This window comes from Bradyrhizobium sp. NBAIM18, from assembly GCF_020193825.1.
Taxonomy (GTDB): domain Bacteria; phylum Pseudomonadota; class Alphaproteobacteria; order Rhizobiales; family Xanthobacteraceae; genus Bradyrhizobium; species Bradyrhizobium yuanmingense.
The window spans coordinates 128,098-154,125 of the sequence record NZ_JADYVO010000004.1; the positions used below are offsets into that span (position 1 = coordinate 128,098).

At 63.1% G+C, this 26,028-nt stretch carries 35 protein-coding genes; all 35 read right to left on the reverse strand.

The features are described from left to right. Nucleotides 1-33 precede the first annotated feature (33 nt). Complete coding sequence (locus I6F17_RS10960; protein ID WP_036041511.1) at nucleotides 34-492, reverse strand: hypothetical protein; 459 nt, start codon at nucleotides 490-492, stop codon at nucleotides 34-36. Nucleotides 493-590: 98 nt separating this feature from the next. Then, nucleotides 591-1,007, reverse strand: coding sequence for a 50S ribosomal protein L17 (rplQ, locus tag I6F17_RS10965; protein WP_225128122.1), 417 nt, complete (start codon nucleotides 1,005-1,007; stop codon nucleotides 591-593). A gap of 153 nt (nucleotides 1,008-1,160) precedes the next feature. Then, nucleotides 1,161-2,192 carry a DNA-directed RNA polymerase subunit alpha gene (locus I6F17_RS10970; protein WP_225128123.1) on the reverse strand — a complete coding sequence of 344 codons (1,032 nt, stop codon included), beginning with the start codon at nucleotides 2,190-2,192 and terminating at the stop codon, nucleotides 1,161-1,163. 114 nt (nucleotides 2,193-2,306) lie between these two features. Continuing rightward, the gene (gene rpsK / locus I6F17_RS10975; RefSeq protein WP_007603045.1) at nucleotides 2,307-2,696 is read right to left on the reverse strand and encodes a 30S ribosomal protein S11; all 390 of its coding nucleotides are present in this window, start codon (nucleotides 2,694-2,696) and stop codon (nucleotides 2,307-2,309) included. A 131-nt stretch (nucleotides 2,697-2,827) separates the two neighbouring features. Further along, on the reverse strand, nucleotides 2,828-3,196 hold the full coding sequence (gene rpsM / locus I6F17_RS10980) for a 30S ribosomal protein S13 (protein ID WP_008549231.1): 369 nt from the start codon (nucleotides 3,194-3,196) through the stop codon (nucleotides 2,828-2,830). A gap of 187 nt (nucleotides 3,197-3,383) precedes the next feature. Next, nucleotides 3,384-4,253: an adenylate kinase gene (locus tag I6F17_RS10985; protein ID WP_225128134.1), complete on the reverse strand. Its 870-nt coding sequence runs from the start codon at nucleotides 4,251-4,253 to the stop codon at nucleotides 3,384-3,386. Continuing rightward, nucleotides 4,250-5,461 carry a preprotein translocase subunit SecY gene (locus I6F17_RS10990; RefSeq protein ID WP_225128135.1) on the reverse strand — a complete coding sequence of 404 codons (1,212 nt, stop codon included), beginning with the start codon at nucleotides 5,459-5,461 and terminating at the stop codon, nucleotides 4,250-4,252. Before I6F17_RS10990 ends, I6F17_RS10985 begins: the two co-directional genes overlap by 4 nt. After that, nucleotides 5,458-6,789 carry a preprotein translocase subunit SecY gene (gene secY, locus I6F17_RS10995; RefSeq protein ID WP_036011045.1) on the reverse strand — a complete coding sequence of 444 codons (1,332 nt, stop codon included), beginning with the start codon at nucleotides 6,787-6,789 and terminating at the stop codon, nucleotides 5,458-5,460. The genes I6F17_RS10990 and secY overlap by 4 nt, the downstream gene beginning before the upstream one ends. 149 nt (nucleotides 6,790-6,938) lie before the next feature. Next, on the reverse strand, nucleotides 6,939-7,424 hold the full coding sequence (gene rplO, locus I6F17_RS11000) for a 50S ribosomal protein L15 (RefSeq protein ID WP_036011044.1): 486 nt from the start codon (nucleotides 7,422-7,424) through the stop codon (nucleotides 6,939-6,941). A gap of 75 nt (nucleotides 7,425-7,499) precedes the next feature. After that, nucleotides 7,500-7,694: a 50S ribosomal protein L30 gene (gene rpmD / locus I6F17_RS11005; RefSeq protein ID WP_025036984.1), complete on the reverse strand. Its 195-nt coding sequence runs from the start codon at nucleotides 7,692-7,694 to the stop codon at nucleotides 7,500-7,502. Between the two features lie 25 nt (nucleotides 7,695-7,719). Beyond that, complete coding sequence (gene rpsE, locus I6F17_RS11010; RefSeq protein WP_025036985.1) at nucleotides 7,720-8,313, reverse strand: 30S ribosomal protein S5; 594 nt, start codon at nucleotides 8,311-8,313, stop codon at nucleotides 7,720-7,722. A 44-nt stretch (nucleotides 8,314-8,357) separates the two neighbouring features. After that, entirely contained in the window at nucleotides 8,358-8,720 is a 363-nt protein-coding gene (gene rplR / locus I6F17_RS11015) for a 50S ribosomal protein L18 (RefSeq protein WP_024342458.1), read from the reverse strand. 11 nt (nucleotides 8,721-8,731) lie between these two features. Beyond that, nucleotides 8,732-9,265 carry a 50S ribosomal protein L6 gene (gene rplF / locus I6F17_RS11020; protein WP_036011036.1) on the reverse strand — a complete coding sequence of 178 codons (534 nt, stop codon included), beginning with the start codon at nucleotides 9,263-9,265 and terminating at the stop codon, nucleotides 8,732-8,734. A 16-nt stretch (nucleotides 9,266-9,281) separates the two neighbouring features. Beyond that, entirely contained in the window at nucleotides 9,282-9,680 is a 399-nt protein-coding gene (rpsH, locus tag I6F17_RS11025; RefSeq protein WP_024342456.1) for a 30S ribosomal protein S8, read from the reverse strand. A 14-nt stretch (nucleotides 9,681-9,694) separates the two neighbouring features. Then, nucleotides 9,695-10,000 carry a 30S ribosomal protein S14 gene (rpsN, locus tag I6F17_RS11030; protein ID WP_225128137.1) on the reverse strand — a complete coding sequence of 102 codons (306 nt, stop codon included), beginning with the start codon at nucleotides 9,998-10,000 and terminating at the stop codon, nucleotides 9,695-9,697. Between the two features lie 46 nt (nucleotides 10,001-10,046). Beyond that, nucleotides 10,047-10,604, reverse strand: coding sequence for a 50S ribosomal protein L5 (gene rplE, locus I6F17_RS11035; protein WP_025036988.1), 558 nt, complete (start codon nucleotides 10,602-10,604; stop codon nucleotides 10,047-10,049). Beyond that, nucleotides 10,597-10,911: a 50S ribosomal protein L24 gene (gene rplX / locus I6F17_RS11040; RefSeq protein WP_011088142.1), complete on the reverse strand. Its 315-nt coding sequence runs from the start codon at nucleotides 10,909-10,911 to the stop codon at nucleotides 10,597-10,599. The genes rplE and rplX overlap by 8 nt, the downstream gene beginning before the upstream one ends. Then, nucleotides 10,911-11,279: a 50S ribosomal protein L14 gene (rplN, locus tag I6F17_RS11045; protein ID WP_007603030.1), complete on the reverse strand. Its 369-nt coding sequence runs from the start codon at nucleotides 11,277-11,279 to the stop codon at nucleotides 10,911-10,913. The genes rplX and rplN overlap by 1 nt, the downstream gene beginning before the upstream one ends. A gap of 84 nt (nucleotides 11,280-11,363) precedes the next feature. Next, nucleotides 11,364-11,612: a 30S ribosomal protein S17 gene (rpsQ, locus tag I6F17_RS11050; protein WP_024342452.1), complete on the reverse strand. Its 249-nt coding sequence runs from the start codon at nucleotides 11,610-11,612 to the stop codon at nucleotides 11,364-11,366. A gap of 13 nt (nucleotides 11,613-11,625) precedes the next feature. Continuing rightward, entirely contained in the window at nucleotides 11,626-11,832 is a 207-nt protein-coding gene (gene rpmC / locus I6F17_RS11055) for a 50S ribosomal protein L29 (RefSeq protein WP_025036989.1), read from the reverse strand. Between the two features lie 5 nt (nucleotides 11,833-11,837). Beyond that, entirely contained in the window at nucleotides 11,838-12,251 is a 414-nt protein-coding gene (gene rplP / locus I6F17_RS11060; RefSeq protein ID WP_008136349.1) for a 50S ribosomal protein L16, read from the reverse strand. Between the two features lie 30 nt (nucleotides 12,252-12,281). Continuing rightward, nucleotides 12,282-13,007 (reverse strand): 30S ribosomal protein S3, encoded by a 726-nt coding sequence (rpsC, locus tag I6F17_RS11065; protein ID WP_036011029.1) that lies wholly within the window; start codon nucleotides 13,005-13,007, stop codon nucleotides 12,282-12,284. Between the two features lie 17 nt (nucleotides 13,008-13,024). Further along, nucleotides 13,025-13,411: a 50S ribosomal protein L22 gene (gene rplV / locus I6F17_RS11070; RefSeq protein ID WP_008549264.1), complete on the reverse strand. Its 387-nt coding sequence runs from the start codon at nucleotides 13,409-13,411 to the stop codon at nucleotides 13,025-13,027. Nucleotides 13,412-13,421: 10 nt separating this feature from the next. Next, nucleotides 13,422-13,700, reverse strand: a complete 279-nt coding sequence (gene rpsS / locus I6F17_RS11075; protein ID WP_008136357.1) for a 30S ribosomal protein S19 — start codon at nucleotides 13,698-13,700, stop codon at nucleotides 13,422-13,424. Nucleotides 13,701-13,712: 12 nt separating this feature from the next. Next, a complete protein-coding gene (gene rplB / locus I6F17_RS11080; protein WP_225128139.1) occupies nucleotides 13,713-14,546 on the reverse strand; it encodes a 50S ribosomal protein L2 in 834 nt (277 codons plus the stop codon). Between the two features lie 12 nt (nucleotides 14,547-14,558). Next, complete coding sequence (locus I6F17_RS11085; RefSeq protein ID WP_025036992.1) at nucleotides 14,559-14,861, reverse strand: 50S ribosomal protein L23; 303 nt, start codon at nucleotides 14,859-14,861, stop codon at nucleotides 14,559-14,561. Then, a complete protein-coding gene (rplD, locus tag I6F17_RS11090; RefSeq protein ID WP_018647243.1) occupies nucleotides 14,858-15,478 on the reverse strand; it encodes a 50S ribosomal protein L4 in 621 nt (206 codons plus the stop codon). Before rplD ends, I6F17_RS11085 begins: the two co-directional genes overlap by 4 nt. Nucleotide 15,479: 1 nt before the next feature. Then, a complete protein-coding gene (gene rplC, locus I6F17_RS11095; RefSeq protein ID WP_025036993.1) occupies nucleotides 15,480-16,193 on the reverse strand; it encodes a 50S ribosomal protein L3 in 714 nt (237 codons plus the stop codon). Nucleotides 16,194-16,245: 52 nt separating this feature from the next. Continuing rightward, nucleotides 16,246-16,554, reverse strand: a complete 309-nt coding sequence (gene rpsJ / locus I6F17_RS11100; RefSeq protein WP_002712302.1) for a 30S ribosomal protein S10 — start codon at nucleotides 16,552-16,554, stop codon at nucleotides 16,246-16,248. 81 nt (nucleotides 16,555-16,635) lie between these two features. Beyond that, a complete protein-coding gene (gene tuf / locus I6F17_RS11105; RefSeq protein WP_025036994.1) occupies nucleotides 16,636-17,826 on the reverse strand; it encodes an elongation factor Tu in 1,191 nt (396 codons plus the stop codon). 40 nt (nucleotides 17,827-17,866) lie between these two features. Then, nucleotides 17,867-19,939, reverse strand: a complete 2,073-nt coding sequence (gene fusA / locus I6F17_RS11110; RefSeq protein WP_036041492.1) for an elongation factor G — start codon at nucleotides 19,937-19,939, stop codon at nucleotides 17,867-17,869. Nucleotides 19,940-19,972: 33 nt separating this feature from the next. Further along, a complete protein-coding gene (gene rpsG, locus I6F17_RS11115) occupies nucleotides 19,973-20,443 on the reverse strand; it encodes a 30S ribosomal protein S7 (RefSeq protein ID WP_018647239.1) in 471 nt (156 codons plus the stop codon). 15 nt (nucleotides 20,444-20,458) lie between these two features. Beyond that, nucleotides 20,459-20,830 (reverse strand): 30S ribosomal protein S12, encoded by a 372-nt coding sequence (gene rpsL / locus I6F17_RS11120; protein ID WP_007603006.1) that lies wholly within the window; start codon nucleotides 20,828-20,830, stop codon nucleotides 20,459-20,461. 898 nt (nucleotides 20,831-21,728) lie between these two features. Continuing rightward, nucleotides 21,729-23,774 (reverse strand): ABC transporter ATP-binding protein, encoded by a 2,046-nt coding sequence (locus tag I6F17_RS11125; RefSeq protein WP_225128141.1) that lies wholly within the window; start codon nucleotides 23,772-23,774, stop codon nucleotides 21,729-21,731. 134 nt (nucleotides 23,775-23,908) lie between these two features. Next, nucleotides 23,909-25,963 (reverse strand): FAD-dependent oxidoreductase, encoded by a 2,055-nt coding sequence (locus tag I6F17_RS11130; RefSeq protein ID WP_225128143.1) that lies wholly within the window; start codon nucleotides 25,961-25,963, stop codon nucleotides 23,909-23,911. Between the last annotated feature and the right edge of the window lie 65 nt (nucleotides 25,964-26,028).

A 26,028-nucleotide genomic window follows, 5' to 3' on the forward strand; every position in this document is an offset into this window, starting at 1 on the left:
CGCTCACCCTTTCGGTACGACGACGCGGAGCTGTTACGCCACGATGCCCGTAAGGATGGCAATCTCCCTCTTCCCGTCGAGAACCTCCTCGAACTCTCGCGTGAAGGCCTCCACCGCCGGATATTCGGCTCGGAAACGAAGAGACGCCGAATTCTGAAGGTCGGCATCAGGTGTTTTCCAAACTTCAGAAGATACATCCACGTGCACAAGCAACGTTCCGCGGCGATCGTACGGCCTGATGCTGATTCTCAGATGGCATTGGTCGAGGCGCTTCGGATTTCCACTTTGCCAGAAGCCGCCTTCAAGTGTTGGCGGATCATTCTCCGGGAGCGGAAATTTCCGAAGCGCGACCAGGAACGTCTCCTTGACGTTGATCCGATCAAACCAGGCGGCCCCTGCTGCAGAGAATGGACCTGACTTTACGGTTGCCCTGATCTGCCCGGTGTATTCCTCGTCGGTCCTGTAGACGACTTGCAGTTCTGGGGCACTCATTTGACGTTCCACCTCGCCGCCGTTTTGCGCAGGATACTCCAATCAGAAAAAAAGCGGCGCCGAAGGCGCCGCTTTTGAAACGTCATGCCGATCGGGCTTTACGCCGCCTCGGCTTCCTTCTCCAGCACCGGGCCGGAATCCTGGCCCTTGGCATCGACATCGCGATCGACGAACTCGATCACGGCCATCGCGGCGTTGTCGCCATAGCGGAAGCCGGCCTTGATGATGCGGGTGTAGCCGCCCTGGCGGTCCTTGTAGCGGGTCGCGAGCGTATCGAAGAGCTTCTTGACCATATCGACGTCGCGCAGCTCGGAGATGGCCTGACGGCGCAGCGACAGGCCGCCCTTCTTGCCGAGGGTGACGAGCTTCTCGACGATCGGGCGAAGCTCCTTGGCCTTGGGCAGCGTGGTGACGATCTGCTCGTGCTTGATCAGCGCGGCCGCCATGTTGGCGAACATCGCCTTGCGGTGCTCGGCCGTGCGGTTGAGCTTCCGATGAACCTTGCCGTGACGCATGTGTGTAGTCCTTTTCGATTGTGTCGCGGTGGTTCAGCGACTGGTTTTCAGGTGGGCTTCCTGCGTTCGCCCGCGAAAGCGCGACGCGCTTTCTTGTTTGAGCATGATCCTTATCGGAAAACCGCTTCGCACTTTTCCGGGATCATGCTGCGCTCAGTAATGATCCTCGAAGCGCTTGGCGAGCTCGTCGATGTTCTCCGGCGGCCAGCCCGGCACTTCCATGCCGAGGTGCAGACCCATCTGGGCCAGCACTTCCTTGATCTCGTTCAGCGACTTGCGGCCGAAGTTCGGGGTGCGGAGCATTTCCGCCTCGCTCTTCTGCACGAGGTCGCCGATGTAGACGATGTTGTCGTTCTTTAGGCAGTTGGCCGAACGCACCGACAGCTCGAGCTCGTCCACCTTCTTGAGGAAGGCTGGGTTGAAGGCGAGGTCCGGGATGATCTCCTGGGCGACTTCCTTGCGCGGCTCTTCGAAGTTGACGAACACGTTGAGCTGATCCTGCAGGATGCGGGCGGCGTAGGCCACCGAGTCATCCGGCGTGATCGCGCCGTTGGTCTCGATCGTCATGGTCAGCTTGTCGTAGTCGAGGATCTGGCCCTCGCGGGTGTTCTCGACCTTGTAGGAGACCTTGCGGACCGGCGAGTACAGGCTGTCGACCGGGATCAGGCCGATCGGCGCGTCCTCGGGACGGTTGCGCTCGGCGGGCACGTAGCCCTTGCCGGTCGAGACCGTGAACTCCATGCGGATCTCGGCGCCCTCGTCGAGCGTGCAGATCTGCAGATCAGGGTTGAGCACGACCACATCGCCGACGGTCTGAATGTCGCCGGCGGTGACGACACCCGGGCCCTGCTTCTTCACGACCATGCGCTTGGGGCCTTCGCCCTGCATCTTGATCGAGATGTCCTTGATGTTGAGCACGATGTCGGTGACGTCCTCACGGACGCCCGCGATCGAGGAGAACTCGTGCAGCACGCCGTCGATGTGCACCGACTGCACCGCCGCGCCCTGGAGCGAGGAGAGCAGGATGCGGCGCAGCGCATTGCCGAGGGTCTGGCCGAAGCCACGCTCGAGCGGCTCGGCGATGATGGTCGCGAAACGCGAGGAATCGCTGCCGGGCGTGACCTGGAGCTTGTTCGGCCGAATCAGTTCTTGCCAATTTTTCTGGATCGTCACTGTTTCACCCATACAGGCCAGTCAATTTGACGGTGCAAATACTGGCGTTGGAGAAAGGCCGCAGATCATTCCCGCGGCTTCTTGCAAAGTCGCCGCGGGCGCCGACGCGCCCGCAGCTCGTCAAAATCAAACGCGCCGACGCTTGCGGGGACGGCAACCGTTGTGCGGGATCGTGGTCACGTCGCGGATCGAGGTGACGGTGAAGCCGGCGGCCTGGAGCGCGCGGAGCGCCGATTCGCGGCCCGAACCAGGACCGGCGACCTCGACTTCCAGCGTGCGCATGCCGTGCTCCTGCGCCTTCTTGGACACGTCCTCGGCGGCAACCTGCGCGGCATACGGGGTCGACTTGCGCGAGCCCTTGAAGCCCATCGTGCCGGCCGAGGACCAGGCGATCGTATTGCCCTGCGCGTCGGTGATGGTGATGGTCGTGTTGTTGAACGACGAGTTCACATGCGCGACGCCGGAGGCGATGTTCTTGCGCTCACGACGACGAACGCGGGTGGCTTCCTTGCCCATTGAGTCCCTTTCCTGAAGATCTCAAACGCCGCCGTAATGCCAGCGGCTACACCTATGGAAGCGAATAGCGAGTAGCGAGTGGCGAATAGGGAAGCCCCCTACTCGCCACTCGCCACGTCCAATTCGCCAGTTTACTTCTTCTTGCCGGCGATGGCCTTGGCCGGGCCCTTGCGCGTGCGCGCATTGGTGTGGGTCCGCTGACCGCGCACCGGTAGACCGCGACGATGACGCAGGCCGCGATAGCAGCCGAGGTCCATCAGACGCTTGATGTTGATGCCGACCTCACGACGCAGATCGCCCTCGACGAGATAGTCGCGGTCGATCACTTCGCGGATCTGGAGCACTTCGGCGTCGCTGAGCTGATTGACGCGACGATCCACGGGGATCTTCACCTTCTCGAGGATCTCACCAGCGATCTTCTGGCCGATGCCATGGATGTACTGGAGCGCGATCAGCACGCGCTTGTTGGTGGGAATGTTCACGCCGGCAATACGGGCCACGGCCTTCTCTCCTGTTGCCGATCCCTCGTCAGGGATCGGGCTTTAAGTGCTTGCTTTCTCGGGCAGGTGTTCACAAACGCGAACACGACGCCCACCCCCGGTCTTCCTGGGGCCCGGCATCGTCTGAAACTATCCGACTTGGATGCGGGGCTTATTAGGGGATTCCGGGGGCTTTCGTCAACCGCTGCTAGCGCTTGGCTCGCTTTTTCGTGACCTTTTTTGCGGCCTTTTTGGCACCCTTTTTGACCGACTTCTTGGCTGCTTTCTTGACGGTTTTCTTGGTGGCTTTCTTGGAGGCTTTCCTGGCCGCCTTCTTTGGGCCTTTCACCGCCGATTTGGCGGCCTTTTTAGCGGATTTGACGCCCTTTTTGGCCGTTTTTGCCGGCCTTGCCGCCGCCTTCTTCCCCGCCTGGGCCTTTTTAGCCGGCGCCGCCTTGGCGGCGCTCCGGGCATGCGTCTTTGGCTCGACCGCCCCCAGAGCCAGGAGCTGGCGGTGGATGGCGCGGGTGACCTCGTCGATGGTCATCATGCCGTCGATGGTCGAGAGCTTCCGCCGCTCGGAATAGTAGTGAATCAGCGGTTCCGTCTGGCTGCGATAGCTGGCCAGCCGCTTGGTCAGGACCTCCGGGGTATCGTCGAGCCGGACCTCCTCGCCGCGCTCCCGCATTTGGGCGACGCGGGTCTCGACGCGGCTCAGGAGCGCGCTCTCATTGACCCGGAGCTCGATCACGGCGTCCAGCTTGAGGTGCTTGCGCTTGAGCAGTTCGTCCAGCGCCTCGGCCTGCGGCACGGTGCGGGGGAAACCGTCGAGGATGAAACCGCTCTTGGCGTCCGGCTGCTCGATGCGGTCGGAAATGATTCCCACCACGACGTCATCGGGCACGAGGCCGCCGCTCGCCATGATCTCCTTGGCCTTCAACCCGACCGGGGTGCCGGCCGCAACCGCGGCACGCAGCATCTCGCCAGTCGAGAGCTGGACAATGCCATAGCGCTGCACCAAGAGCTGGGCCTGGGTCCCCTTGCCCGACCCCGGCGGTCCCAGAAGTATAATTCTCATCGGCGTACGCCCCCCGGATTGGTGAGCGACACCTCGCGCACCTGCGTTTTGATATCAAGAACGGTGCAAACCACAACCAGCACTGCACCACCATTGACGACCATACTATAAGGCAGCCCGATCCCGTAAAGCTCGAACACCTCCGGAATCAACTGCAACGCCGTCAGGTAGACGGCTCCGACGACTGTCGTCAATGACACGACGCGATCGAGATAGTCCGCGGTGGCCTCGCCGGGAGCGACACCGGGAATTGCGCCCTCATGGCGGGTCAGGGATTTGGCGCTGTATTCGGGATCGATCACATAAGCAGTGTAGACGAAGGCGAGCACGAACACGGCGATCGACACGAGAATGAGGTGCGCCGGCTGCCCCAGCTGGAGATGCCGGTAGGTTGCGGCAACCAGGGGATGATCGCCTCCCAGGATGAAGCCCGCAAAGGCAAGCGGCAGATAGAATATCCACGGCGCCACGGTGACGGGAATCACGAACCCGGCGCTGTTGAGCTTGATCGGCAGTATTGCATCACGCACAGGCAGTTGCCGCGTACCGACGCTTTGTGCTGCGAACTGAACCCGGATATTTCGCCGCGCACCTTCGACAAGCACGATCACGACGACGATCGCGATCCAAAACACGACATGGCCGAGCACAAGATTGCCCGAGATCGTCCCGCTCCGCACGAGATCCGCGATACCGGCAATGTTTTGCGGAACGGCGACGATGAAGGCGGCACTCAAGATCAGCGCCAAGCCATTGCCGATGCCGTAGCGGGTCATCTGTTCGCTGAGCCACACCAGCACGACGACGCCGCCGACCATCGAGGCCGTAGCCGTCGTCACGAACCAGCCGTCGGGATTTTTGACGAGGCCCGGGATCGACGTCAGTGCCGAGGCGATGCCGTAGGCCTGAAAGGCCGCAATTCCGAGTGTGAGCCCGAGCGTGGCACGTGCGATCTTACGCCGTCCGCCCTCGCCGGATCGTTCGAGCGAACTCAGGCCGCGCCACACCACGGACAGCAGCCGGATCAAGATTGCCGCAGTCAGATAGGGAATGAGGCCGAGCGCAAAGATCGAAAGCCGGGAGACGAGATCCAGCGCCGGCGAGACGTCGGAGAGATTCAGTCCCGCAATCGGGATCTGCGTGCCGAGCCTGAAAAGGAGCAGCGCGCCGATCGTGAAAGCGATTCGGCGCGCGAGCTCCCTGCTCATCTACGGCGGCCCCGCAGCTTGGACTTGCGGATCAGACCTTCATACTGGTGCGCCAGCAGATAGCCCTGGACCTGCGCCACCGTGTCCATGGTGACGCTGACGACGATCAGCAGCGAGGTGCCGCCGAAATAGAACGGCACCGAAGCGTAGGAGATCAGGATTTCCGGGATCAAGCAGACGATGGCGAGATAAATCGCACCCAGCACGGTGATGCGCGACAGCACGTAGTCGATGTATTCCGCGGTGCGTTCGCCCGGGCGAATGCCGGGAATGAAACCGCCGTGCTTCTTCAGATTGTCCGCGGTCTCGGTCGGGTTGAACACGATCGCGGTGTAGAAGAAGGCGAAGAACACGATCAGCGCCAGATACATGATCAGGAACAGCGGACGGCCATGGCCGAGCTGTGTCGTGATCCACTGGAACCATTCCGGCCCGCTGCCCGTGTTGAAGTTCGCAACCGTCGTCGGCAAGAGGAGCAGCGAGGATGCGAAGATCGGCGGGATCACGCCGGAGGTGTTGAGCTTGAGCGGCAGATGCGAGGACTGGCCCTCGAACATCTTGTTGCCGACCTGGCGCTTCGGATACTGGATCAAGAGGCGGCGCTGGGCACGCTCCATGAAGACGATGAAGGCGATCACGACGACGGCCATGATGATGACGACCAGGATCAGGCCGGTCGACATCGCGCCCTGACGGCCGAGCTCGAGCATGCCGGCGAGTGCCGCGGGCAACTCGGCGACGATGCCGGCGAGAATGATCAGCGAGATGCCGTTGCCGATGCCGCGCGAGGTGATCTGCTCGCCGAGCCACATCAGGAACATGGTGCCGCCGGTCAGCGTGATAGAGGTCGAGAGCAGGAAAAACAGTCCAGGTTCGCTGACGACATTGCCGGCGCCCTGAAGTCCTACCGCGATGCCGTAGGACTGGAACGCGGCCAGGATCACCGTGAGATAGCGGGTATACTGATTCAGCGTCTTGCGGCCGGCTTCGCCTTCCTTTTTCAGCGCTTCGAGCTGCGGCGACACTGTGGTCAACAGCTGGATGATGATCGAGGCCGAGATATACGGCATGATGTTCAGCGCGAAGATCGCCATGCGGTTGATGCCGCCGCCGGCGAACATGTTGAACATGCCGAGGATGCCGCCGGCCTGCGAGCGGAACACCTGTTCCCAGGCGCTCGGGTCGATGCCGGGCAGCGGAATGTAGGTCCCGAGCCGATAAACGAGCAGCGCACCCAGGGTGAACCAGATGCGCTTCTTCAGTTCGTCGGCCTTGGCAAACGCGCCGAAATTGAGATTGGCTGCCAGTTGTTCCGCTGCAGAGACCATCTTGGACTTTCTCCCGCCGCCTGTTGCGCCGTTGATGCCCGCGGCCGGGCTGAATTAGCGGACGCCGGACATTATCTGGGGCTCGGCTTCGATAAGTCCACGTCCCGCATGCGTAAAGGCCCGCGAGGCGCGGGCCAATGACGCAGTTGTTACGCCGCCTCGCCTTCTTCCTTGGGCTGGGCGAGGATCTTCACCGAGCCGCCGGCCTTCTCGACCGCAGCGATCGCGGTCTTGCTGGCGCCGTGCACTTCGATGTTGAGCTTGGACTTGAGCTCGCCTCGGCCGAGCAGCCGCAGGCCGCCCTTGGCGCGGCGCAGCACGCCGCCCTTCACCAGGGCCTCGACGTTGACGACGCTGCCGGCGTCGATCTTCTTGGCGTCGACCGCTTCCTGGAGCCGGTCGAGATTGATCTCGGCGAACTCGACGCGGAAGATGTTGTTGAAGCCGCGCTTGGGCAGACGGCGATGCATCGGCATCTGGCCGCCTTCGAAACCCTTGATGCGCACGCCCGAGCGCGCGGTCTGGCCCTTGCCGCCGCGGCCGGACTGCTTGCCCTTGCCGGAACCGATGCCGCGGCCGACGCGCATACGCTTCTTGCGCGAGCCGGCGTTGTCGGCGATATCGCTGAGCTTCATCGCCCTTCTCCTTGTGTCTTGCGCACGATCTTCACCGAAAACCGCTTCCCGCTCTCCGGGACCGTGCGCCTTTGCTTACTTCTCGTCGATGATGCGGACGAGATGGTGAACCTTCTCGATCATGCCGCGGACCGCCGGGGTATCCGGCAGTTCGCTGGTGCGGCCGATCTTGTTGAGCTTGAGCCCGATCAGGGTCGAACGCTGCGAGTGATGGCGGCGGATCGCGCTGCCGGTCTGCTCGACCTTGATCGTCTTTGCGGCCTTGGCCATGGGAGTCTACTCCGAAAAGCTTCCGTTAGTCGGCGGCCGCCTCGGCATCACCGCCGATACGACGGGACTGGAGGGTGGACACCTTGATGTTGCGGCGGGCGGCGACCGAACGCGGCGAATCCTGGTGCTTGAGCGCGTCGAAGGTCGCGCGCACCATGTTGTACGGGTTCGACGAGCCGATCGACTTCGCCACCACGTCCTGGACGCCTAGCGTCTCGAACACAGCGCGCATCGGGCCACCGGCGATGATGCCGGTACCGGCCGGAGCTGCACGCAGATAGACACGGCCCGCGCCATGACGGCCGGCGATGTCGTGATGGAGCGTGCGGCCCTCGCGCAGCGACACCCGCGTCAGGTTGCGCTTGGCGGACTCGGTCGCCTTGCGGATCGCCTCGGGCACTTCGCGCGCCTTGCCGTGACCGAAGCCGGCGCGGCCCTTCTGGTCGCCGATCACGACCAGCGCTGCGAAACCGAAGCGCTTGCCGCCCTTGACGACCTTGGCCACGCGGTTGATGTGGACGAGCTTGTCGACGAACTCGCTGTCGCGCTCCTCGCGCTCCCTGCGTTCACGTCCGCCGCCGCGTTGATCGCGTCCACCACGTTGTTCGCGTTCTGCCATTTTTCTAATCCTTCAGAGACTTACGCCTCAATCCTCAAATTCTGTTAGAAGCTCAGCCCACTCTCACGCGCTGCATCGGCAAGAGCCTTGACGCGCCCGTGATAGAGATAGCTGCCGCGATCGAACACGACTTCCTTGACACCCTTCTCTGCAGCGCGCTCAGCCAGCAGCTTGCCGACCGCCTTCGCCGCATCGATGTCGGCACCGGTCTTGCCGCCGTCGCGCATCGACTTCTCGAGCGACGAGGCAGAGGCCAGCGTCTCGCCCTTCAGGTCGTCGATGACCTGGGCGTAGATGTGCTTGGACGAGCGGAACACCGACAGGCGCGGACGGCCGCCGGCGGAGCGGCGCAGCTTCAGCCGCACACTCCGCTTGCGCCGGGCATTCGTAACCTTGGCTTTCGACATGACCGGCTCCGTTACTTCTTCTTGCCTTCCTTGCGGAAGATGAATTCGCCCACATACTTCACGCCCTTGCCCTTGTAGGGCTCCGGCGGACGATAGGAGCGGATCTCGGCGGCGACCTGGCCGACGCGCTGGACGTCGCTGCCCGCCACCGTGATCTCGGTCGGCTTCGGCACGGTGATCGTGATCCCCTCGGGGATCGGGTAGATCACGTCATGGCTGTAACCGAGCGCGAGCTGCAGGTTCTTGCCCTGCATCGCGGCGCGATAGCCGACGCCGGTGATCTCGAGCTTCTTCTCGAAACCCTTGGTGACGCCTTCGACCAGATTCGCGACCTGGGCGCGAGCGGTGCCGTAGAGGGCCCGCGCGCGGTTGGTCTCGGTCCGCGGCTTGACCTTGACCTGGCCGTTCTCGAGCTTCACCTCGACGTCGTCGTGGACGACGAACTGAAGCTGGCCCTTCGGCCCCTTCATCTTGACGGTCTGCCCATCGACGGTCGCGGTCACACCCGACGGAACCGCCACAGGCCTTTTGCCAACTCGTGACATGGATGAAAAATCCTTCTCAGAACACCGTGAAGAGGACTTCACCGCCCACATTCGCGTCGCGCGCGCTGTGGTCGGCCATGATCCCCTTCGGCGTCGACAACACCGAAATGCCGAGACCGTTGTTCACCCGCGGCAGGTTCTTCACCGAGGCGTAGACTCTGCGCCCGGGCTTGGAAACGCGCTCTATCTCGCGAATGACGGGCTCGCCGTCGAAATACTTCAGCTCGATCTCGATCTCGCTGCGGCCCGAGGAGTGCTCGAGCGTGGCGTAACCGCGGATGTAGCCCTCAGCCTTCAGAACCTCGAGCACGTTCTCGCGCATTTTCGAGCCGGGCGTGGAGACCTTGGTCTTCGAACGCATCTGCGCGTTGCGGATACGGGTGATCAGATCGCTGATTGGATCGTGCGTAGACATCTAAACGACCCTCCTTACCAGCTGGACTTCAGGAGGCCCGGGACCATGCCCTTGGAGCCAAGTTCGCGCAGCGCGATACGGGACAGCTTGTTCTTGCGATAGTTCGAGCGCGGACGGCCCGACAGCTCGCAACGCAGGCGGATGCGGGTCGCCGACGAGTTGCGCGGCATTTCCGCCAGCTTCAGGGTCGCGGCGAACCGCTCCTCCATCGGCAGCGTCTTGTCGGCGATGATCGCCTTCAACCGCTCGCGCTTGGCGGCGGCGTTCTTCACCATCCGCTTGCGCCGGTTGTTCTTCTCGACTGAACTCTTCTTTGCCATGCTTGGCTCCTGGGTATCCGCGTTTGAGAGGCTCTAAGTCAGCGTCTCACTGCCGGAACGGGAAATTGAAAGCGGTCAACAAGGCCCTTGCCTCTTCGTCGGTCTTGGCCGTGGTGCAGACGGTGATGTCCATACCGCGGGCTTCCGTGACCTTGTCGAAGTCGATCTCGGGGAAAATGATGTGCTCCTTGATGCCGAGCGAGTAGTTGCCGCGGCCGTCGAAGCTCTTCGGATTCAGGCCGCGGAAGTCGCGCACGCGCGGCAGCGCGACGTTCACCAGGCGATCGATGAACTCGTACATGCGGGCCTTGCGCAGCGTGACCTTGCAGCCGATCGGCTGGTTCTCACGCAGCTTGAAGGTCGCGATCGCGATGCGCGAATAGGTGACGATCGCCTTCTGGCCGGCGATCTGGGTCAATTCGGCGGCGGCGGTCTCGGCCTTCTTGCGGTCGTTGACGGAATCGCCAACGCCCATGTTCAGTACAACCTTGTCCAGGCGCGGAACCTGCATGACGTTCTCGTAACCGAACTTCTCGGTCAGAGCCGTGCGGATCTTCGCGTCATATTCCGCGCGCAGGCGCGGCGTGTAAGCGGCCTCAGCCATCGATCTCAGCTCCCGAGCTCTTGGCGATGCGGACCTTCTTGCCGTCCGCCAGAATCTTGAATCCGACGCGGGTCGGCTTCCCGTCCTTGCCGACATACGCGATGTTGGACAGTTGGATCGGCGCCTCTTTCGATATGATGCCGCCCTCCTGGGCCTGCGTCTGCTTCTGGTGACGCTTGACCATGTTGATGCCGCGCACCAGCGCGGTGCCGGCGTCGGGGCGAACCTCGAACACTTCGCCGGTGCGGCCCTTGTCGCGGCCGGTCAGCACGACGACCTTGTCGCCCTTGCGGATCTTCGCAGCCATCACAGCACCTCCGGCGCGAGCGAGATGATCTTCATGTGGTTCTTGGCGCGCAGCTCGCGCGGCACGGGCCCGAAGATACGGGTGCCGACAGGCTCGGACTGGTTGTTGATCAGCACGGCGGCGTTGCGGTCGAAACGGATGACCGAGCCGTCGGCGCGGCGGATGTCCTTGCGGACGCGCACCACGACGGCCTTCATCACGTCGCCCTTCTTCACCTTGCCACGCGGAATGGCTTCCTTGATCGACACGACGATGATGTCGCCGATCGTGGCGTAGCGGCGCTTGGAGCCTCCGAGCACCTTGATACACATGACACGGCGTGCGCCAGAATTGTCGGCCACGTCGAGGTTGGTCTGCATCTGAATCATTGATGCACCTCGTCCTCTTTCTCTTTGCGCCAGCCCAGCCGGCGCTCAACATTTCCCTGAAGTCAGTCGGCTAAAGCCAACAGATCAGGCGCTTTTCTTGTGTTCGCCCCGGATCACGACCCAGCGCTTCAACTTCGAAATCGGCTTCGTTTCCTCGATCCACACCATGTCGCCCGGCTTGAACTGGTTGCTCTCGTCGTGCGCGTGGTAGTTCTTCGAACGGCGGATCGTCTTCTTGTAGATCGGGTGCGTGAAGCGGCGGTCGACGCGCACCACGATGGTCTTGGCTTGCTTGTCGCTGACGACCACGCCCTGCAAAGTACGTTTCGGCATCTTCGTAAGCCTCTTACTTCTTCTTCGCGCGCGTCTGCGCGGCGATGGTCTTGATCCGGGCGATGTCGCGGCGGGCCTCGCGCAGGCGCGAAGTGTTCTCGAGCTGCCCGGTGGCGCGCTGGAAGCGCAGGTTGAAGCGCTCCTTCTTCAGGTTCAGGATGGCCTCATCCTGCTGGTCGGGGCTCATCGCGCGGATGTCTTCGATCTTCATCTGTGCCATGGCCATTACTCCGCAATGCGCTCGACGAAGCGCGTCTTGATCGGCAGCTTGGCGGCCGCCAGGGTCAGCGCCTCACGCGCCGTCTGGGTGTTGACGCCGTCGATCTCGAACAGCACCCGGCCCGGCTTGACGCGCGCGACCCACAATTCCGGCGAACCCTTGCCGGAGCCCATGCGGACTTCGGCCGGCTTCTTCGACACCGGAACGTCGGGGAACACGCGGATCCAGACGCGGCCGGCGCGCTTCATGTGGCGGGTCAGCGCGCGGCGGGCGGCTTCGATCTGGCGCGCGGTGACGCGCTCAGGCTCGGTCGCTTTCAGGCCGAACTGGCCGAACGCCAACGTCGCGCCCGAAGACGCAACGCCGTGGATGCGGCCCTTATGCGCCTTCCGGAACTTCGTTTTCTTAGGTTGCATCATGGCTTTAAGCCCTCAAATTCCTGTCTGGCCTTAGGCAGCGGCCGTCTCGCGGCGCTGACGGCCACCGCGATCGCCACTGCCGCCGGTCTCGCCTTCGGCCATTCTCTTGTCCTGGGCCATCGGATCGTGCTCGAGGATCTCGCCCTTGAAGATCCAGACCTTGACGCCGCAGGTGCCGAAGGTCGTGAACGCGGTCGCAACGCCGTAGTCGATGTCGGCACGCAGCGTGTGCAGCGGCACGCGGCCTTCGCGGTACCACTCCATGCGCGCGATTTCCGCACCGCCCAGACGTCCCGAGCAGTTGATGCGGATGCCCTCCGCGCCGAGACGCATTGCCGACTGCACGGCGCGCTTCATGGCACGGCGGAACGCCACGCGACGCTCGAGCTGCTGCGCGATCGATTCGGCCACCAGCGTCGCATCGAGCTCCGGCTTGCGGATCTCGACGATGTTGATGACGACGTCGGACGAGGTGATGTCCGCGACCCTCTTGCGCAGCTTGTCGATGTCGGCGCCCTTCTTGCCGATCACCACGCCCGGACGGGCCGAGTGGATGGTGACGCGGCACTTCTTGTGCGGACGCTCGATCACGATGCGGGCGACGGCCGCCTGCTTGAGCTCCTTGTGCAGTATCTCGCGGATCTTGACGTCCTCGTGCAGCAGCTTGCCGTATTCCTGCTTGCCGGCGAACCAGCGGGAATCCCAGGTCCGGTTGATGCCGAGACGCAGACCGATCGGATTGATCTTTTGACCCATCGTGTTCTCCTGCGCCCTTAAGCGGCGGCTTCAGCTTCGACCTGACGAACGATGATCGTCAGCTGCGAAAACGGTTTGTAGACACGGCCCGAGCGACCGCGGCCGCGAGCGGCGAAGCGCTTCATCACGAGGCCATTGCCGACGAAGGCCTGCGCCACGACGAGATCGTCGACGTCGAGGTCGTGGTTGTTCTCGGCGTTGGCGATCGCCGATTCCAGGCACTTCTTCACGTCGACCGCGATCCGCTTGCGCGAAAACTGCAGGTCGGCGAGCGCGGCAGACGCCTTCCGGCCGCGAATGAGCTGGGCGACCAGGTTGAGCTTCTGCGGGCTCACCCGCAGCATCCGGGCGACCGCCTTGGCCTCGTTGTCGGCGAGGCTCCGTTCGCGCTTAGGTTTGCTCATCGTTTAATCCTCAAGCCTTCTTGGCTTTCTTGTCGCCGGAGTGGCCATGGAAGGTCCGGGTCGGCGAGAACTCGCCGAACTTGTGACCGACCATTTCCTCGTTCACGGCCACCGGCACGTGCTTCTGACCGTTGTAGACGCCGAAGGTCAGGCCGACGAATTGCGGCAGGATCGTCGAGCGACGGCTCCAGATCTTGATGACGTCGTGACGGCCGGACGCGCGCGCGGCATCTGCCTTCTTGAGCAGAGAACCCTCGACGAACGGGCCTTTCCAGACTGAACGAACCATGTCCGGCGTTCCTTACTTCTTCCGCTTGTGGCGGCTTAGGAGAATGAATTTGTTGGTCGACTTGTTGGTGCGGGTCTTCTTGCCCTTGGTCGGCTTGCCCCACGGGGTGACCGGGTGGCGGCCGCCCGAGGTACGACCTTCACCACCGCCGTGCGGATGGTCGATCGGGTTCATCGCAACACCGCGGTTGTGCGGCCTGCGGCCCATCCAACGCTTGCGACCGGCCTTGCCGATCGAGGTGTTCATGTGATCCGGGTTCGACACCGCGCCGATCGTGCCGCGGCAACGACCGTGCACGAGGCGCTGCTCGCCCGAGTTCAGGCGGATGATGACGTAATCCTGGTCACGGCCGACGAGCTGGGCGTAGGTACCGGCGGAACGCGCCAGCTGGCCGCCCTTGCCGATCTTGACCTCGATGTTGTGGATGATCGTGCCGACCGGCATGTTGCCGAGCGGCATGACGTTGCCCGGCTTCACGTCGACGTAATTGCCGGCGATGATCGTGTCACCCAGCGCCAGGCGCTGCGGCGCCAGGATGTAGGCCTGCTCGCCGTCCTGATACTTGATCAGGGCGATGAAACCGGTGCGATTGGGATCATACTCGAGACGCTCGACGGTCGCGGGCACGTCGATCTTCTCACGCTTGAAGTCGACGGTACGCAGCGTCTGCTTGTGACCACCGCCGCGGAAGCGCACGGTGATGCGGCCGGTGTTGTTGCGGCCGCCCGAGGACTTCTTGCCTTCGGTGAGCGCCTTGACCGGCTTGCCCTTGTAGAGGGCCGAACGATCGACCATGACCAGCTGGCGCTGGCCCGGCGTCGTGGGATTGAATGTCTTCAGTGCCATCGTCGTACGACCTTACAGACCGGTGGTGACGTCGATCCGGTGACCCTCTTCGAGGGTCACGATCGCGCGTTTGCTGTTCGACTGCGAGCCGATGGTGCCGCGGAAGGCCTTGACCTTGCCCTTGCGGACCAGCGTGTTGACGCTCTTGACCTTGACGTCGAACAGCTTCTCGATCGCTTCCTTGATCTGCGGCTTGGTCGCCTTGGCGGCCACCTTGAACAGCACCTTGTTGTGCTCCGAGGCGATCGTCGCCTTTTCGGTCACGACCGGCGACAGGATCACGTCGTAGTGGCGAGGCTCGATGTTCTTGCTCATTTGAAGCGCGCCTCCAGCGCATCGATGGCGGCCTTGGTCAGAACGAGCTTCTGACGGCGCAGGATGTCATAGACGTTGATGCCCTGGATCGGCAGCACGTCCATGTTCGGGATGTTGCGAGCCGCAGCGGCGAAGCCGTTGTTGAGCTCGGCACCGTCGATGATCAGCGCGTTGGTGAGGCCGAGGCCCGAGAAGTGGCCGAGCAGCGCCTTGGTCTTGGCAGCTTCCAGCGCGGCCTTCTCGATCACGACGAGATCGCCGTCCTTGGCCTTGGCCGAGAGCGCATGCTTCAGAGCGAGCGCACGGACCTTCTTCGGCAGGTCGGTGGCGTGCGAACGCACCACCGGACCGAAGGCACGACCGCCGCCGCGGAACTGCGGCACGCGGGCCGAGCCGTGACGAGCACCGCCGGTGCCCTTCTGCTTGTACATCTTCTTGCCGGTGCGCCAGATCTCGGCGCGGCCCTTGGCCTTGTGCGTGCCGGCCTGGCGCTTGTTGAGCTGCCACTGCACGCAGCGCGCGATGATGTCCTCGCGCGGCTCGAGGCCGAAAATGGCGTCGGACAGCTGGACGGAGCCGGCTTCCTTACCTTCGAGGGTGGTGACCTTCAATTCCATCTCACGCCTCCTGCGCAGCCGGAGCGGCTTCCGCGTCGCCAGCAACCTTGAACTTGCCGGGCTTCGGGGCTTCCTTCGGCAGCGGCTTCTTGACGGCGTCGCGCACGCGGATCCAGCCGCCCTTGGAGCCGGGAACGGCGCCTTCGACGAGGATCAGGCCGCGCTCGACATCGGTCTGGACGACGCGAAGGTTGAGCGTGGTGATGCGGTCGACACCCATGTGGCCGGGCATCTTCTTGTTCTTCCAGGTCTTGCCGGGGTCCTGACGGCCACCGGTCGAACCGATCGAGCGGTGCGAGATCGACACACCGTGCGTGGCGCGCAGACCGCCGAAGTTCCAGCGCTTCATGCCGCCGGCGAAGCCCTTACCGACCGAGGTGCCGGTGACGTCGACGAACTGGCCGACGACGAAGTGGTCGGCCTGGATCTCGGCGCCGACCGGGATCATGGCGTCCGCGGTGACGCGGAATTCCTCGACCCGGCGCTTCGGCTCGACCTTGGCGACCGCGAACTGGCCGCGCTCGGCCTTCGGCATGTAAACGGTCTTGCGGCTGCCCGAACCGAGCTGGAGCGCGACGTAACCGTTCTTCTCTTCGGTGCGGTGGCCTACGACCTGGCAATTGCCGAGCTTCAGCACGGTCACGGGGATATGTTCGCCGGCCTCCGTGAAGACCCGCGTCATCCCGACCTTTTGTGCGATCACTCCGGAGCGCATCGGCTTGCTTCCTGTTCTCTTTGTCCGCTTTTGGCGAACGGGATCCAAAATCTTAGAGCTTGATCTCGACGTCGACACCGGCGGCCAGGTCGAGCTTCATCAAAGCATCGACGGTCTGCGGGGTCGGATCGACGATGTCGAGCAGGCGCTTGTGAGTGCGCATCTCGAACTGTTCGCGGCTCTTCTTGTCGACGTGGGGCGAACGGTTGACGGTGAACTTCTCGATGCGGGTGGGCAGCGGAATGGGTCCGCGGACCTGCGCGCCGGTGCGCTTCGCCGTGTTCACGATCTCACGGGTCGACGTATCGAGGATACGATGGTCGAACGCCTTGAGACGGATACGAATGTTTTGGCCGTTCATTGCCGAATCTTTCTTAGTGAGTGGCGAGTAGCGAATAGCGAATAGAAACTATTCGCCACTCGCCATTCCCTATTCGCGTTGTTACTCGATGATCGAGGCGACGACGCCGGCGCCGACAGTGCGGCCGCCTTCGCGGATCGCGAAGCGGAGCTTCTCTTCCATCGCGATCGGCACGATCAGGTGCACTTCCATCGCGATGTTGTCGCCCGGCATCACCATCTCGGTGCCTTCCGGCAGGTGCACGACACCGGTCACGTCGGTGGTGCGGAAGTAGAACTGCGGACGGTAGTTGGTGAAGAACGGGGTGTGGCGACCGCCCTCTTCCTTGGTGAGGATGTAGGCCTCGGCCTTGAACTTGGTGTGCGGCTTGACCGAACCCGGCTTGGCCAGAACCTGGCCGCGCTCGACGTCTTCGCGCTTGGTGCCGCGGAGCAGCGCGCCGATGTTGTCGCCGGCCTGGCCCTGATCGAGCAGCTTGCGGAACATTTCGACGCCGGTGACGGTGGTCTTCTGGGTGGCGCGGAGACCGACGATCTCGATTTCCTCGCCGACCTTGACGACGCCGCGCTCGACACGGCCGGTCACGACGGTGCCGCGGCCCGAGATCGAGAACACGTCTTCAACCGGCATCAGGAACGGCTGGTCGATCGGACGCTCCGGCTGCGGGATGTACTCGTCGACGTTTTTCATCAGCTCGAGGATGGCGTCGTGGCCGAGCTTCTTGTCGGAGTCTTCGAGAGCGGCGAGCGCCGAACCCTTGATGATCGGGATCTTGTCGCCGGGGAATTCGTACTTGGAGAGCAGCTCGCGGACTTCGAGCTCGACGAGCTCGAGCAGCTCCGGATCGTCGACCATGTCGCACTTGTTGAGGAACACGACGAGCGCGGGCACACCGACCTGGCGGGCGAGCAGGATGTGCTCGCGGGTCTGCGGCATCGGGCCGTCAGCGGCCGACACGACCAGGATCGCGCCGTCCATCTGGGCAGCGCCGGTGATCATGTTCTTGACGTAGTCGGCGTGGCCGGGGCAGTCGACGTGGGCGTAGTGGCGGTTCGGCGTCTCGTACTCGACGTGCGCGGTCGAGATGGTGATGCCGCGGGCCTTCTCTTCCGGCGCCTTGTCGATCTGGTCGTACGCGGTGAACGTCGCACCGCCGGCTTCGGCGAGAACCTTGGTGATCGCCGCGGTCAGCGACGTCTTGCCATGGTCGACGTGACCGATGGTGCCGATGTTGCAGTGCGGCTTGGTACGTTCAAACTTTGCTTTGGCCATTTGACTCTCCGTTCAATCGTCAGCTTTCAACCGACGACAATCAGGCAAACTTCTTCTGGACTTCTGCCGACACGTTGGCCGGCGCTTCTGCGTAGTGATCGAACTGCATGGTGAAGGTCGCGCGACCCTGGCTCATCGAGCGCAGATTGTTCACGTAACCGAACATGTTCATGAGCGGCACCATCGCGTTGATGACGTTGGCGTTGCCGCGCATGTCCTGCCCCTGGATCTGACCGCGCCGGGAATTCAGGTCGCCGATGACCGAGCCGGTGTAGTCTTCCGGGGTCACCACCTCGACCTTCATGATCGGCTCGAGCAGGACCGACTTGCCCATCTGCAGCGCTTCGCGGAAGCAGGCGCGCGAGGCGATTTCGAAGGCGAGCGCCGATGAGTCGACGTCGTGATACTTGCCGTCGACCAGCTGCACCTTGACGTCGACCACGGGGAAGCCCGCGACCACGCCAGACGACAGCACGCTCTCCAGGCCCTTCTCGACGCCGGGAATGTATTCCTTCGGCACCGCGCCACCGACGATCTTCGACTCGAACTCGTAGCCCTTGCCGGGCTCGTTCGGCTCGACGATGAACGACACGGCCGCGAACTGGCCGGTACCGCCGGTCTGCTTCTTATGGGTGTAGCTGTGCTCGACCCGCTTGGTGACGCGCTCACGGAAGGCGACCTGCGGCGCGCCGATGTTGGCGTCGACCTTGTAGGTGCGCTTGAGGATGTCGACCTTGATGTCGAGGTGGAGTTCGCCCATGCCCTTGAGGATGGTCTGGCCGGACTCGTGGTCGGTCGACACGCGGAAGGACGGATCCTCCGCGGCGAGCTTGGCCAGCGCCACGCCCAGCTTCTCCTGGTCGGCCTTGGACTTCGGCTCGATCGCGATCTCGATGACCGGCTCGGGGAATTCCATCTTCTCCAGGATCACCTGCTTGTCGGGATCGCACAGCGTGTCGCCGGTGCGCGCTTCCTTCAGGCCCGCCAGCGCGACGATGTCGCCGGCATAGGCTTCCTTGATGTCCTCGCGGTTGTTCGCATGCATCAACAGCATGCGCCCGATCCGCTCCTTCTTCTCGCGGGTCGAGTTCACGACGCCGGTGCCGCTCTGCAGAATGCCGGAATAGATGCGGCAGAAGGTGATGGTGCCGACGAACGGGTCGTCCATGATCTTGAACGCGAGCAGCGCCAGCGGCTCCTTGTCGTCCGCCTTGCGCACGATCTCGTTGCCCTTGTCGTCGGTGCCCTTGATCGCGGGCACGTCGAGCGGCGACGGCAAATAGTCGACCACGGCGTCGAGCAGCGGCTGCACACCCTTGTTCTTGAAGGCCGAACCGCACAGCACGGGATAAAACGCGCCGGTCAGCACCGCCTTGCGGATCAGGCGCTTCAGGGTCGCCTCGTCCGGCTCCTTGCCGTCGAGATAGGCGGCCATGGCATCGTCGTCGAGCTCGACGGCGGCTTCCACCATCTTCTCGCGGTATTCCTTGGCCTGGTCGACGAGGTCTTCCGGAATGTCGACATAGTCGAATTTGGCACCGAGCGACTCGTCGTTCCAGACGACGCCCTTCATCTTCACGAGGTCGACAAGACCCTTGAAGTTGTTCTCGGCACCGATCGGAAGCTGGATCGCGACGGGCTTGGCGCCCAGACGGTCGACGATGTCCGCCAGACACTTGAAGAAGTCGGCACCGATCTTGTCCATCTTGTTGGCGAAGACGATGCGCGGAACCTTGTACTTGTCGCCCTGGCGCCAGACGGTCTCGGTCTGAGGCTCGACGCCCTGGTTGGAGTCGAGCACGCAGACGGCGCCGTCGAGCACGCGGAGCGAACGCTCGACTTCGATGGTGAAGTCGACGTGACCGGGAGTGTCGATGATGTTCAGGCGCTTACCGTTCCAGAACGCGGTGGTCGCAGCCGAGGTGATCGTGATGCCACGCTCCTGCTCCTGCTCCATCCAGTCCATCGTCGCGGCACCTTCGTGCACTTCGCCGATCTTGTGGCTCTTGCCGGTGTAATAGAGGATGCGCTCGGTCGTCGTGGTCTTGCCGGCGTCGATATGCGCCATGATACCGAAGTTACGGTAGTCCTCGATGGCATGTTGGCGGGGCATGGGTCGTTCCTTGCGAGTCCGAGTGTGTCGCCGTTACCAGCGGTAGTGCGAGAAGGCGCGGTTGGCTTCCGCCATGCGGTGCACGTCTTCGCGCTTCTTGACGGCGTTCCCCCGGTTGTTCGATGCGTCCAAGAGCTCCGCCGAGAGCCGCTCGGTCATGGTCTTCTCGTTGCGCTCGCGCGCAGCCGCGATCAGCCAGCGAATGCCGAGCGCCTGCCGGCGAGTCGAGCGGACCTCGACCGGAACCTGGTAGGTCGCGCCGCCGACGCGGCGGGAGCGAACCTCGATGGTCGGCATGACGTTCTCGAGCGCCTGCTCGAACACGCCGAGCGGGTTCTGCTTGGTCTTGGATTCGATGATGCCGAACGCACCATAGACGATGCCTTCCGCAACCGACTTCTTGCCGGCGTACATCACCGAGTTCATGAACTTCGTGACGATGATGTTCCCGAACTTCGGATCCGGAAGAACTTCGCGCTTTTCCGCAGAGTGGCGACGAGACATAGGCTTGGTTCCCGCTTACTTCGGACGCTTGGCGCCGTACTTCGAACGACGCTGCTTACGGTTCTTGACGCCCTGGGTGTCCAGAACGCCGCGGAGGATGTGATAGCGCACGCCCGGCAAGTCCTTGACGCGGCCGCCGCGGATCATGACCACCGAGTGCTCCTGGAGGTTATGGCCCTCGCCGGGGATGTAGCCGATCACCTCGAAGCCGTTGGTCAGGCGCACCTTGGCAACCTTACGAAGCGCCGAGTTCGGCTTCTTCGGGGTCGTGGTGTAGACGCGCGTGCAAACACCACGCTTCTGCGGCGACTGCTGCAGCGCCGGCACCTTCTTGCGCGACTTCTGCACTTCCCGCGGTTGAGCGATCAGCTGGTTGATCGTCGGCATTCTGGCCTTCACCCTTTTCTGCTGCGGCCCCTCTCGGGTCCGCTGTCTTGCCGCGGCCCGTCACCGGGTCCGCAAATTCTGCTCGAGCTACCCGCCCGAACGGGCCGCCTGGCGCGAATGACCCGCGCAAAGCGAAATTGCGCCAACCGCTCCATCAACGAGCGGAAAGCGCTTCGACGCCACAGAGGACCGCAGTCTCGAAGCCATTCAGCGTAACGCCGCGGCCCGCGCACTGAGGTCATGCATCCGAATTCGATCTCAAGAGAACGTGCTCGAGAGAACTAAAGTCGCACTGGCATTGCCTAGCTATGATCGACAGCGTTTGAGCGGCATTCGTCGAGGTTGGTGCCCGTCTTTGCGACCCCTGGCAGATCTAGTCTTTGGGGATCAACGGGTGGCCCGTTCCGACGCTGGCGATGCTCACCGCCTGTCGTTAAGTGAGGCGCTTTCTATAAGTGGGAATCGGTCAAGTCAAGGTGAAACGACAGTCACAAAGCGCTTCATGCGCCTGCAAAAAATCGCCTCTTCGCCGCCTCCCCGCGCCTGCCTGATATAGGATCGAGGCGCTTGACCTGCCAGATCTGAAAGAAATTGTACCCGGGTTTAATGTAGTTTTATTACCAAGCTGAGGGGCTTTTCTCCTGCCTGCGCTCAGTTTGCTGGCTGGTGGCCGGTCTACCAGCTTTTCCCGGCCCGCCGCGATGCCCGGTGTGACCGGGCTTCGGCCCGGACCTGTCGAGCCGCGGATGGCTCTTGCCCCAAGCCATGCGTGCGAAAAAAAGCGGCGTCGCGGCGGCCGAACGCCTTGCATCAGAGAATCGACGAGTCGGCGCTGAACCGCGCGTTGCCTGTGAGACGAGACGATCAGACGCGGCCGCTCGAAGCTAACCGCCCGCGGTTACTCCTCCTCGTCGTCCTCATCGTCATCTAGGTCTTCGTCCTCGTCGTCATCATCGCGGTCGTCGTCGGCATGAGCTGCCGCGCCATGAGGCTGGTGGATCTGGTCGTTCCACAGCTTGCGATAGGTGCCGTTCTTGGCAAGCAGTTCGGCATGGGAACCGCGCTCGATCGCCCTGCCCCCTGAAATCACGATGATCTCGTCCATTTCGACCACCGAGGTCAGGCGATGGGTCGACCAGATCATGGTGCGGCCCTTGGCGACCTTGAGCAGCGTCCGGTTGATCGCGGCCTCGGTGGTCTGGTCCAGCGCCGAGGTGGCTTCGTCCAGCAGCAGCACGGAGGGGTTGCGGATGATCGCGCGCGCGATCGCGATGCGCTGGCGCTGGCCGCCCGACAGCGTGTCACCGCGCTCGCCGACCGGCGTGTCGTAGCGCTGCGGCAGGCTCATGATGTAGCGGTGGATCTCGGCCTTCTTGGCCGCCTCCTCCACCTCCTGGTCGGTTGCGCCCTCCTTGCCGAGCCGGATGTTCTCGCGGATCGACATGTTGAACAGCATGTTCTCCTGGAACACCACCGCCATGCTCCGGCGCAGCGAGTCCAGCGTCACCTTGCGGACGTCGACGCCGTCGATGGTGACGCGGCCTTCGTCGGGCACGTAGAGCCGCAGGATCAGATTGAGCAGCGTGCTCTTGCCGGAGCCGCTCGGACCGACGATCGCGATGCGCTTGCCGGCATCGAGCTTGAGGCTGAGATTGTCCAGCACCGGCGTCTGACCACCCTCGTACTGGAAGGTGACGTGATCGAAGGTAATGTCGTGGGTGATGCGCGGCAGATCGGGCGCGCCCGAGCGATCGGCGCTGCGGGTCGGCTCGTCGAGCAGTTCCTGGATGTGGCGGATCGCGGCGGCCGAGGAGATCGACACCGGGATGAAATGCATCACATGGGCGATGTTGTAGGAGACCTCCCAGAACGCGCTCTCGAAGGTGACGAAGGTGCCGATGGTGATATGGCCCGTGGTCGCCAGATACGCGCCGATCGCGAGCACCACAAGGTGCAGGAGGAGCACCGAGATGGTGACCGTCCGCTCCACCATGGTCGAGAGGAATGTGGCCGAGGCCATCTTGTTGCGGGTCTCATCGTTGCGCAACCTGAAGAAGCCGAACATCTTGCGCTGCAGGCTGAATGCCTTGATGACCGCCTGGGCGGCCACGTTCTCCTGGACTTGGCCCAGCAACGCCGATTCATTGAGCTTCTGTTCGTAATTGGCCTGCACCGCCTTCGGCGTCAGGATCCGCGGGCCGATCAGCGTGATCGGGAACACCAGCAGCGCGACGACGGCGAGCTGCCAGTTGAGGAACAACATCAGGATGATGCCGGCGATCAGCTCCAGGAACGGCAGCGCGGCACTGTTGGCGAACGTCTTGACCGAGCCTTCGAAGGCCGACAGATCGACCGAGAAGCGCGACAGGATCTCGCCGCGCCTGGTGCGGCCGAAATAGGCGGCGGGCAGGTCCTGGACGTGCTCGAACAGGCGTTTGCGGACATCGGAGATGATGCAAGCGGCAAGTCGGGCGTCCCAGCGTTCGTACCAGACTGCAACGATCGAGGTGAAAATGCCGGCGACGGCGAGCACGCCGAGGATCTTGTAGAGCGCCTGAAAATCCTCCTCGCCGAGTGCATCGTCGATCAGGAACTTGAGGCTGAGCGGCATGATGACGTTGAACAACGTCTCGACCACGACGCCGAATGCCACGAATGACAGCATCCGCTTGTAGTTGGAGAGATAGGGCTTGACGAACCCGACAATGGTCGCAAGGGCCCCGGCGGCTTCGCGCGCGGTAAAGACGACGAGGTCCTCGTCCTCATCGTCCTCGTCGAGCTCCAGCTCGTCATCCCCCTCGTCTTCGGCGTCCTCGTCGTCCTTGATATCCGGCTTGGCAGCGTCGGCGAGCTTGCCATCGAGCCCGGCCGCCTCCTCCGCGGCGAGCTTCTGTTGATCGGGAGATAGAGGCTTGTCGCCAGGCAAGAAAGGCTTGGATGCCATGAAACCAACCGATGCTGACGGCCGGCATGACCGCAGAGAACGCAGGAAATAGCGGCAACCGCTATTGCACCGATTCTATGCGATCAGGATGAATTCGGCAAAACAATTGGCGAACTCGGTTGGCGTCCCCCAGGCTAGTCCTCGTCCTCGACCTTGTCGAAGAAGGAATAGCGCAAGCTGTCCGCGTCGGCGTACCACTGCCCCGGCCCCTTGTTGGCGGCGAGCGTCGCCTCCCACAGCGCATCGGTGCAATCCTTGCGGTGCATCGACAGGTCGAAGCCGTTGCCGAAGAACAGTTCGGACCATTCCCACCAGGTGCCGAGCTTCTTGACTCCGCGCAAGAGGTCGTAGCGGTCGATCAATGCCGGCGCCATGTCCGAGGTGATGGAGCCGAACACGAGGCCGGTCTTGACCACGCGGTTGAGCTCGCGGATCGCGCGGACCACTTGCTTCGGGGAAACGTGGCAGAGGCTGGTCTCGAACACGAAGTCGAACGTGGCGTCCTTGAACGGCATGTCGGTGATCGTGCCGAGCTTGTTGTACTTCTTCAACGCCTTCGGCGTCCTGGCGTGGATCGCGCGGTTGTTCTCGATTCCCCATGCATCGATGCCGCGATCGCGCAGGGCGCCAACCAGTTCGCCGCTGGCGGAGCCCGCGACCAGCAGCTTGGCGCCCGCCGCCCTGCCCCAGACGATGCCGATCAGCTTCGTCAGGTAGTCGGGATCGGTGAAGTGCCGCCACGCCTGGTGATAGGGGCCGAGACCGCGATAATTCTCGAAATATTTGCGATCGATCTTGTCCGAGAGCGGCTTGACGTCCTGCGCGCGCTGGCGGCGCAGGCGCATCATCTCGGTCAGGATGATGTCGGTCGCCGCGTCCGAGGAATCGAGCAGGCCGTTCAGCGTCGAATCGAACAGATAGTCGCCGACCACCACGATGCCGGGATGCTCCTTCGGCTCGGGCCGGTGATTTGTCATGACATCGCGCACCGGCAAACCACCAGGCAGCGCGTTCACCGAGGACAGCCAGCGGTGGATCTTGCCTTCCATGAAGTGCAGACGCGCATCGCCGAGAGAAGCCGGCAGCGATTTCAGGGCGGCCTCGATCAGCTCCTGGTCCGACAGATTGGCAAAAGCCAGCGCATCGGAGCCGGGAATGAGCCAGTTCAGAACACCATGCTTGCCGACGTCGTGACGTGCGCCCTCGTTGTAGACGCAGCAGCCGCCGAAGGCTTCCGACATGAACCAAGCGCCCGGAATCTTGTCGCCCCAGAACGGCTCGTCGAACAGGATCGAGACGCGCAGATAGTGCGCGGGCCGGTCGAAATAGGCCACGTGCTTGACCATCGACCTGCGCAGCTGCTCGCCCTCCCAGCCGAGAGTGGCGAGCCAGGAATGCGGCAGGCAGACCAGCACGAGATCGAAGTCACGGGTCTCCGGCCCCTTGCCGTTCATCATCTTGAGCTGATACCGGCCGGTCGGCGCCTTGCCGACGGTGAGCACGCGGTGATTGAGCTGGATGTCGGCATTGACCTCCGACTGCAGGCACTCGATCAGCTGCTCGTTGCCGTTCTGGATGGAATAGAGGCCGATATAGCCGTCGACGTCCATCAGATAGTTCTTGAGCGCGTTGAGCCCGTTGGTGTTGTGGCTCTCGGTCGCGATGTCGGAACGCGCCATCACCTTGAAGAAGCGCTTTGCGGTGACGTCCTCGACCTCCTCGTCGAGCACCTGCTCGGCGGTCTTGTAGGCCCAGGGATGTTCGTTGTCGTGCGCGCCGACGCCCTCGTAATATTCCACCGGCGACATCACCTCGGCGCAGCGCTTGCGGAAGGCTTCGATCGCGGCGGCAGTCTTGGCGCCGTATTTGCGGCGCATGCCGGGAACGTCGTTGAGCAGCTCACCGCCGAACTGCACCTGCTCGGCATCCATCGGAATGGTCTGAAGGCCGAAATGCTGGATCAGCTCGCGCAGCGGGTCCGGGCCCGTCATCGAGTAGTCGTAGATCTCGGCAACGCCGGCCTCGTACATCGCGGGCGCCGAATCGAACTTGCGGGTGGCGATCTTTCCGCCAAGCCTGTCGGAGGCCTCGTAGATGGTGACGCGGCATAGGTCGCCGAGCTTGCGCTTCAGGTACCAGGCGCTCATCAGCCCGCCGGGGCCGCCGCCTACGATTGCGAGATCAAGCATGAGAGTTCCGTGGTCTTCCGGCCCTGCCCCCTTGGCGGGACCACCGGTCTAAGGCGCCATAGCAC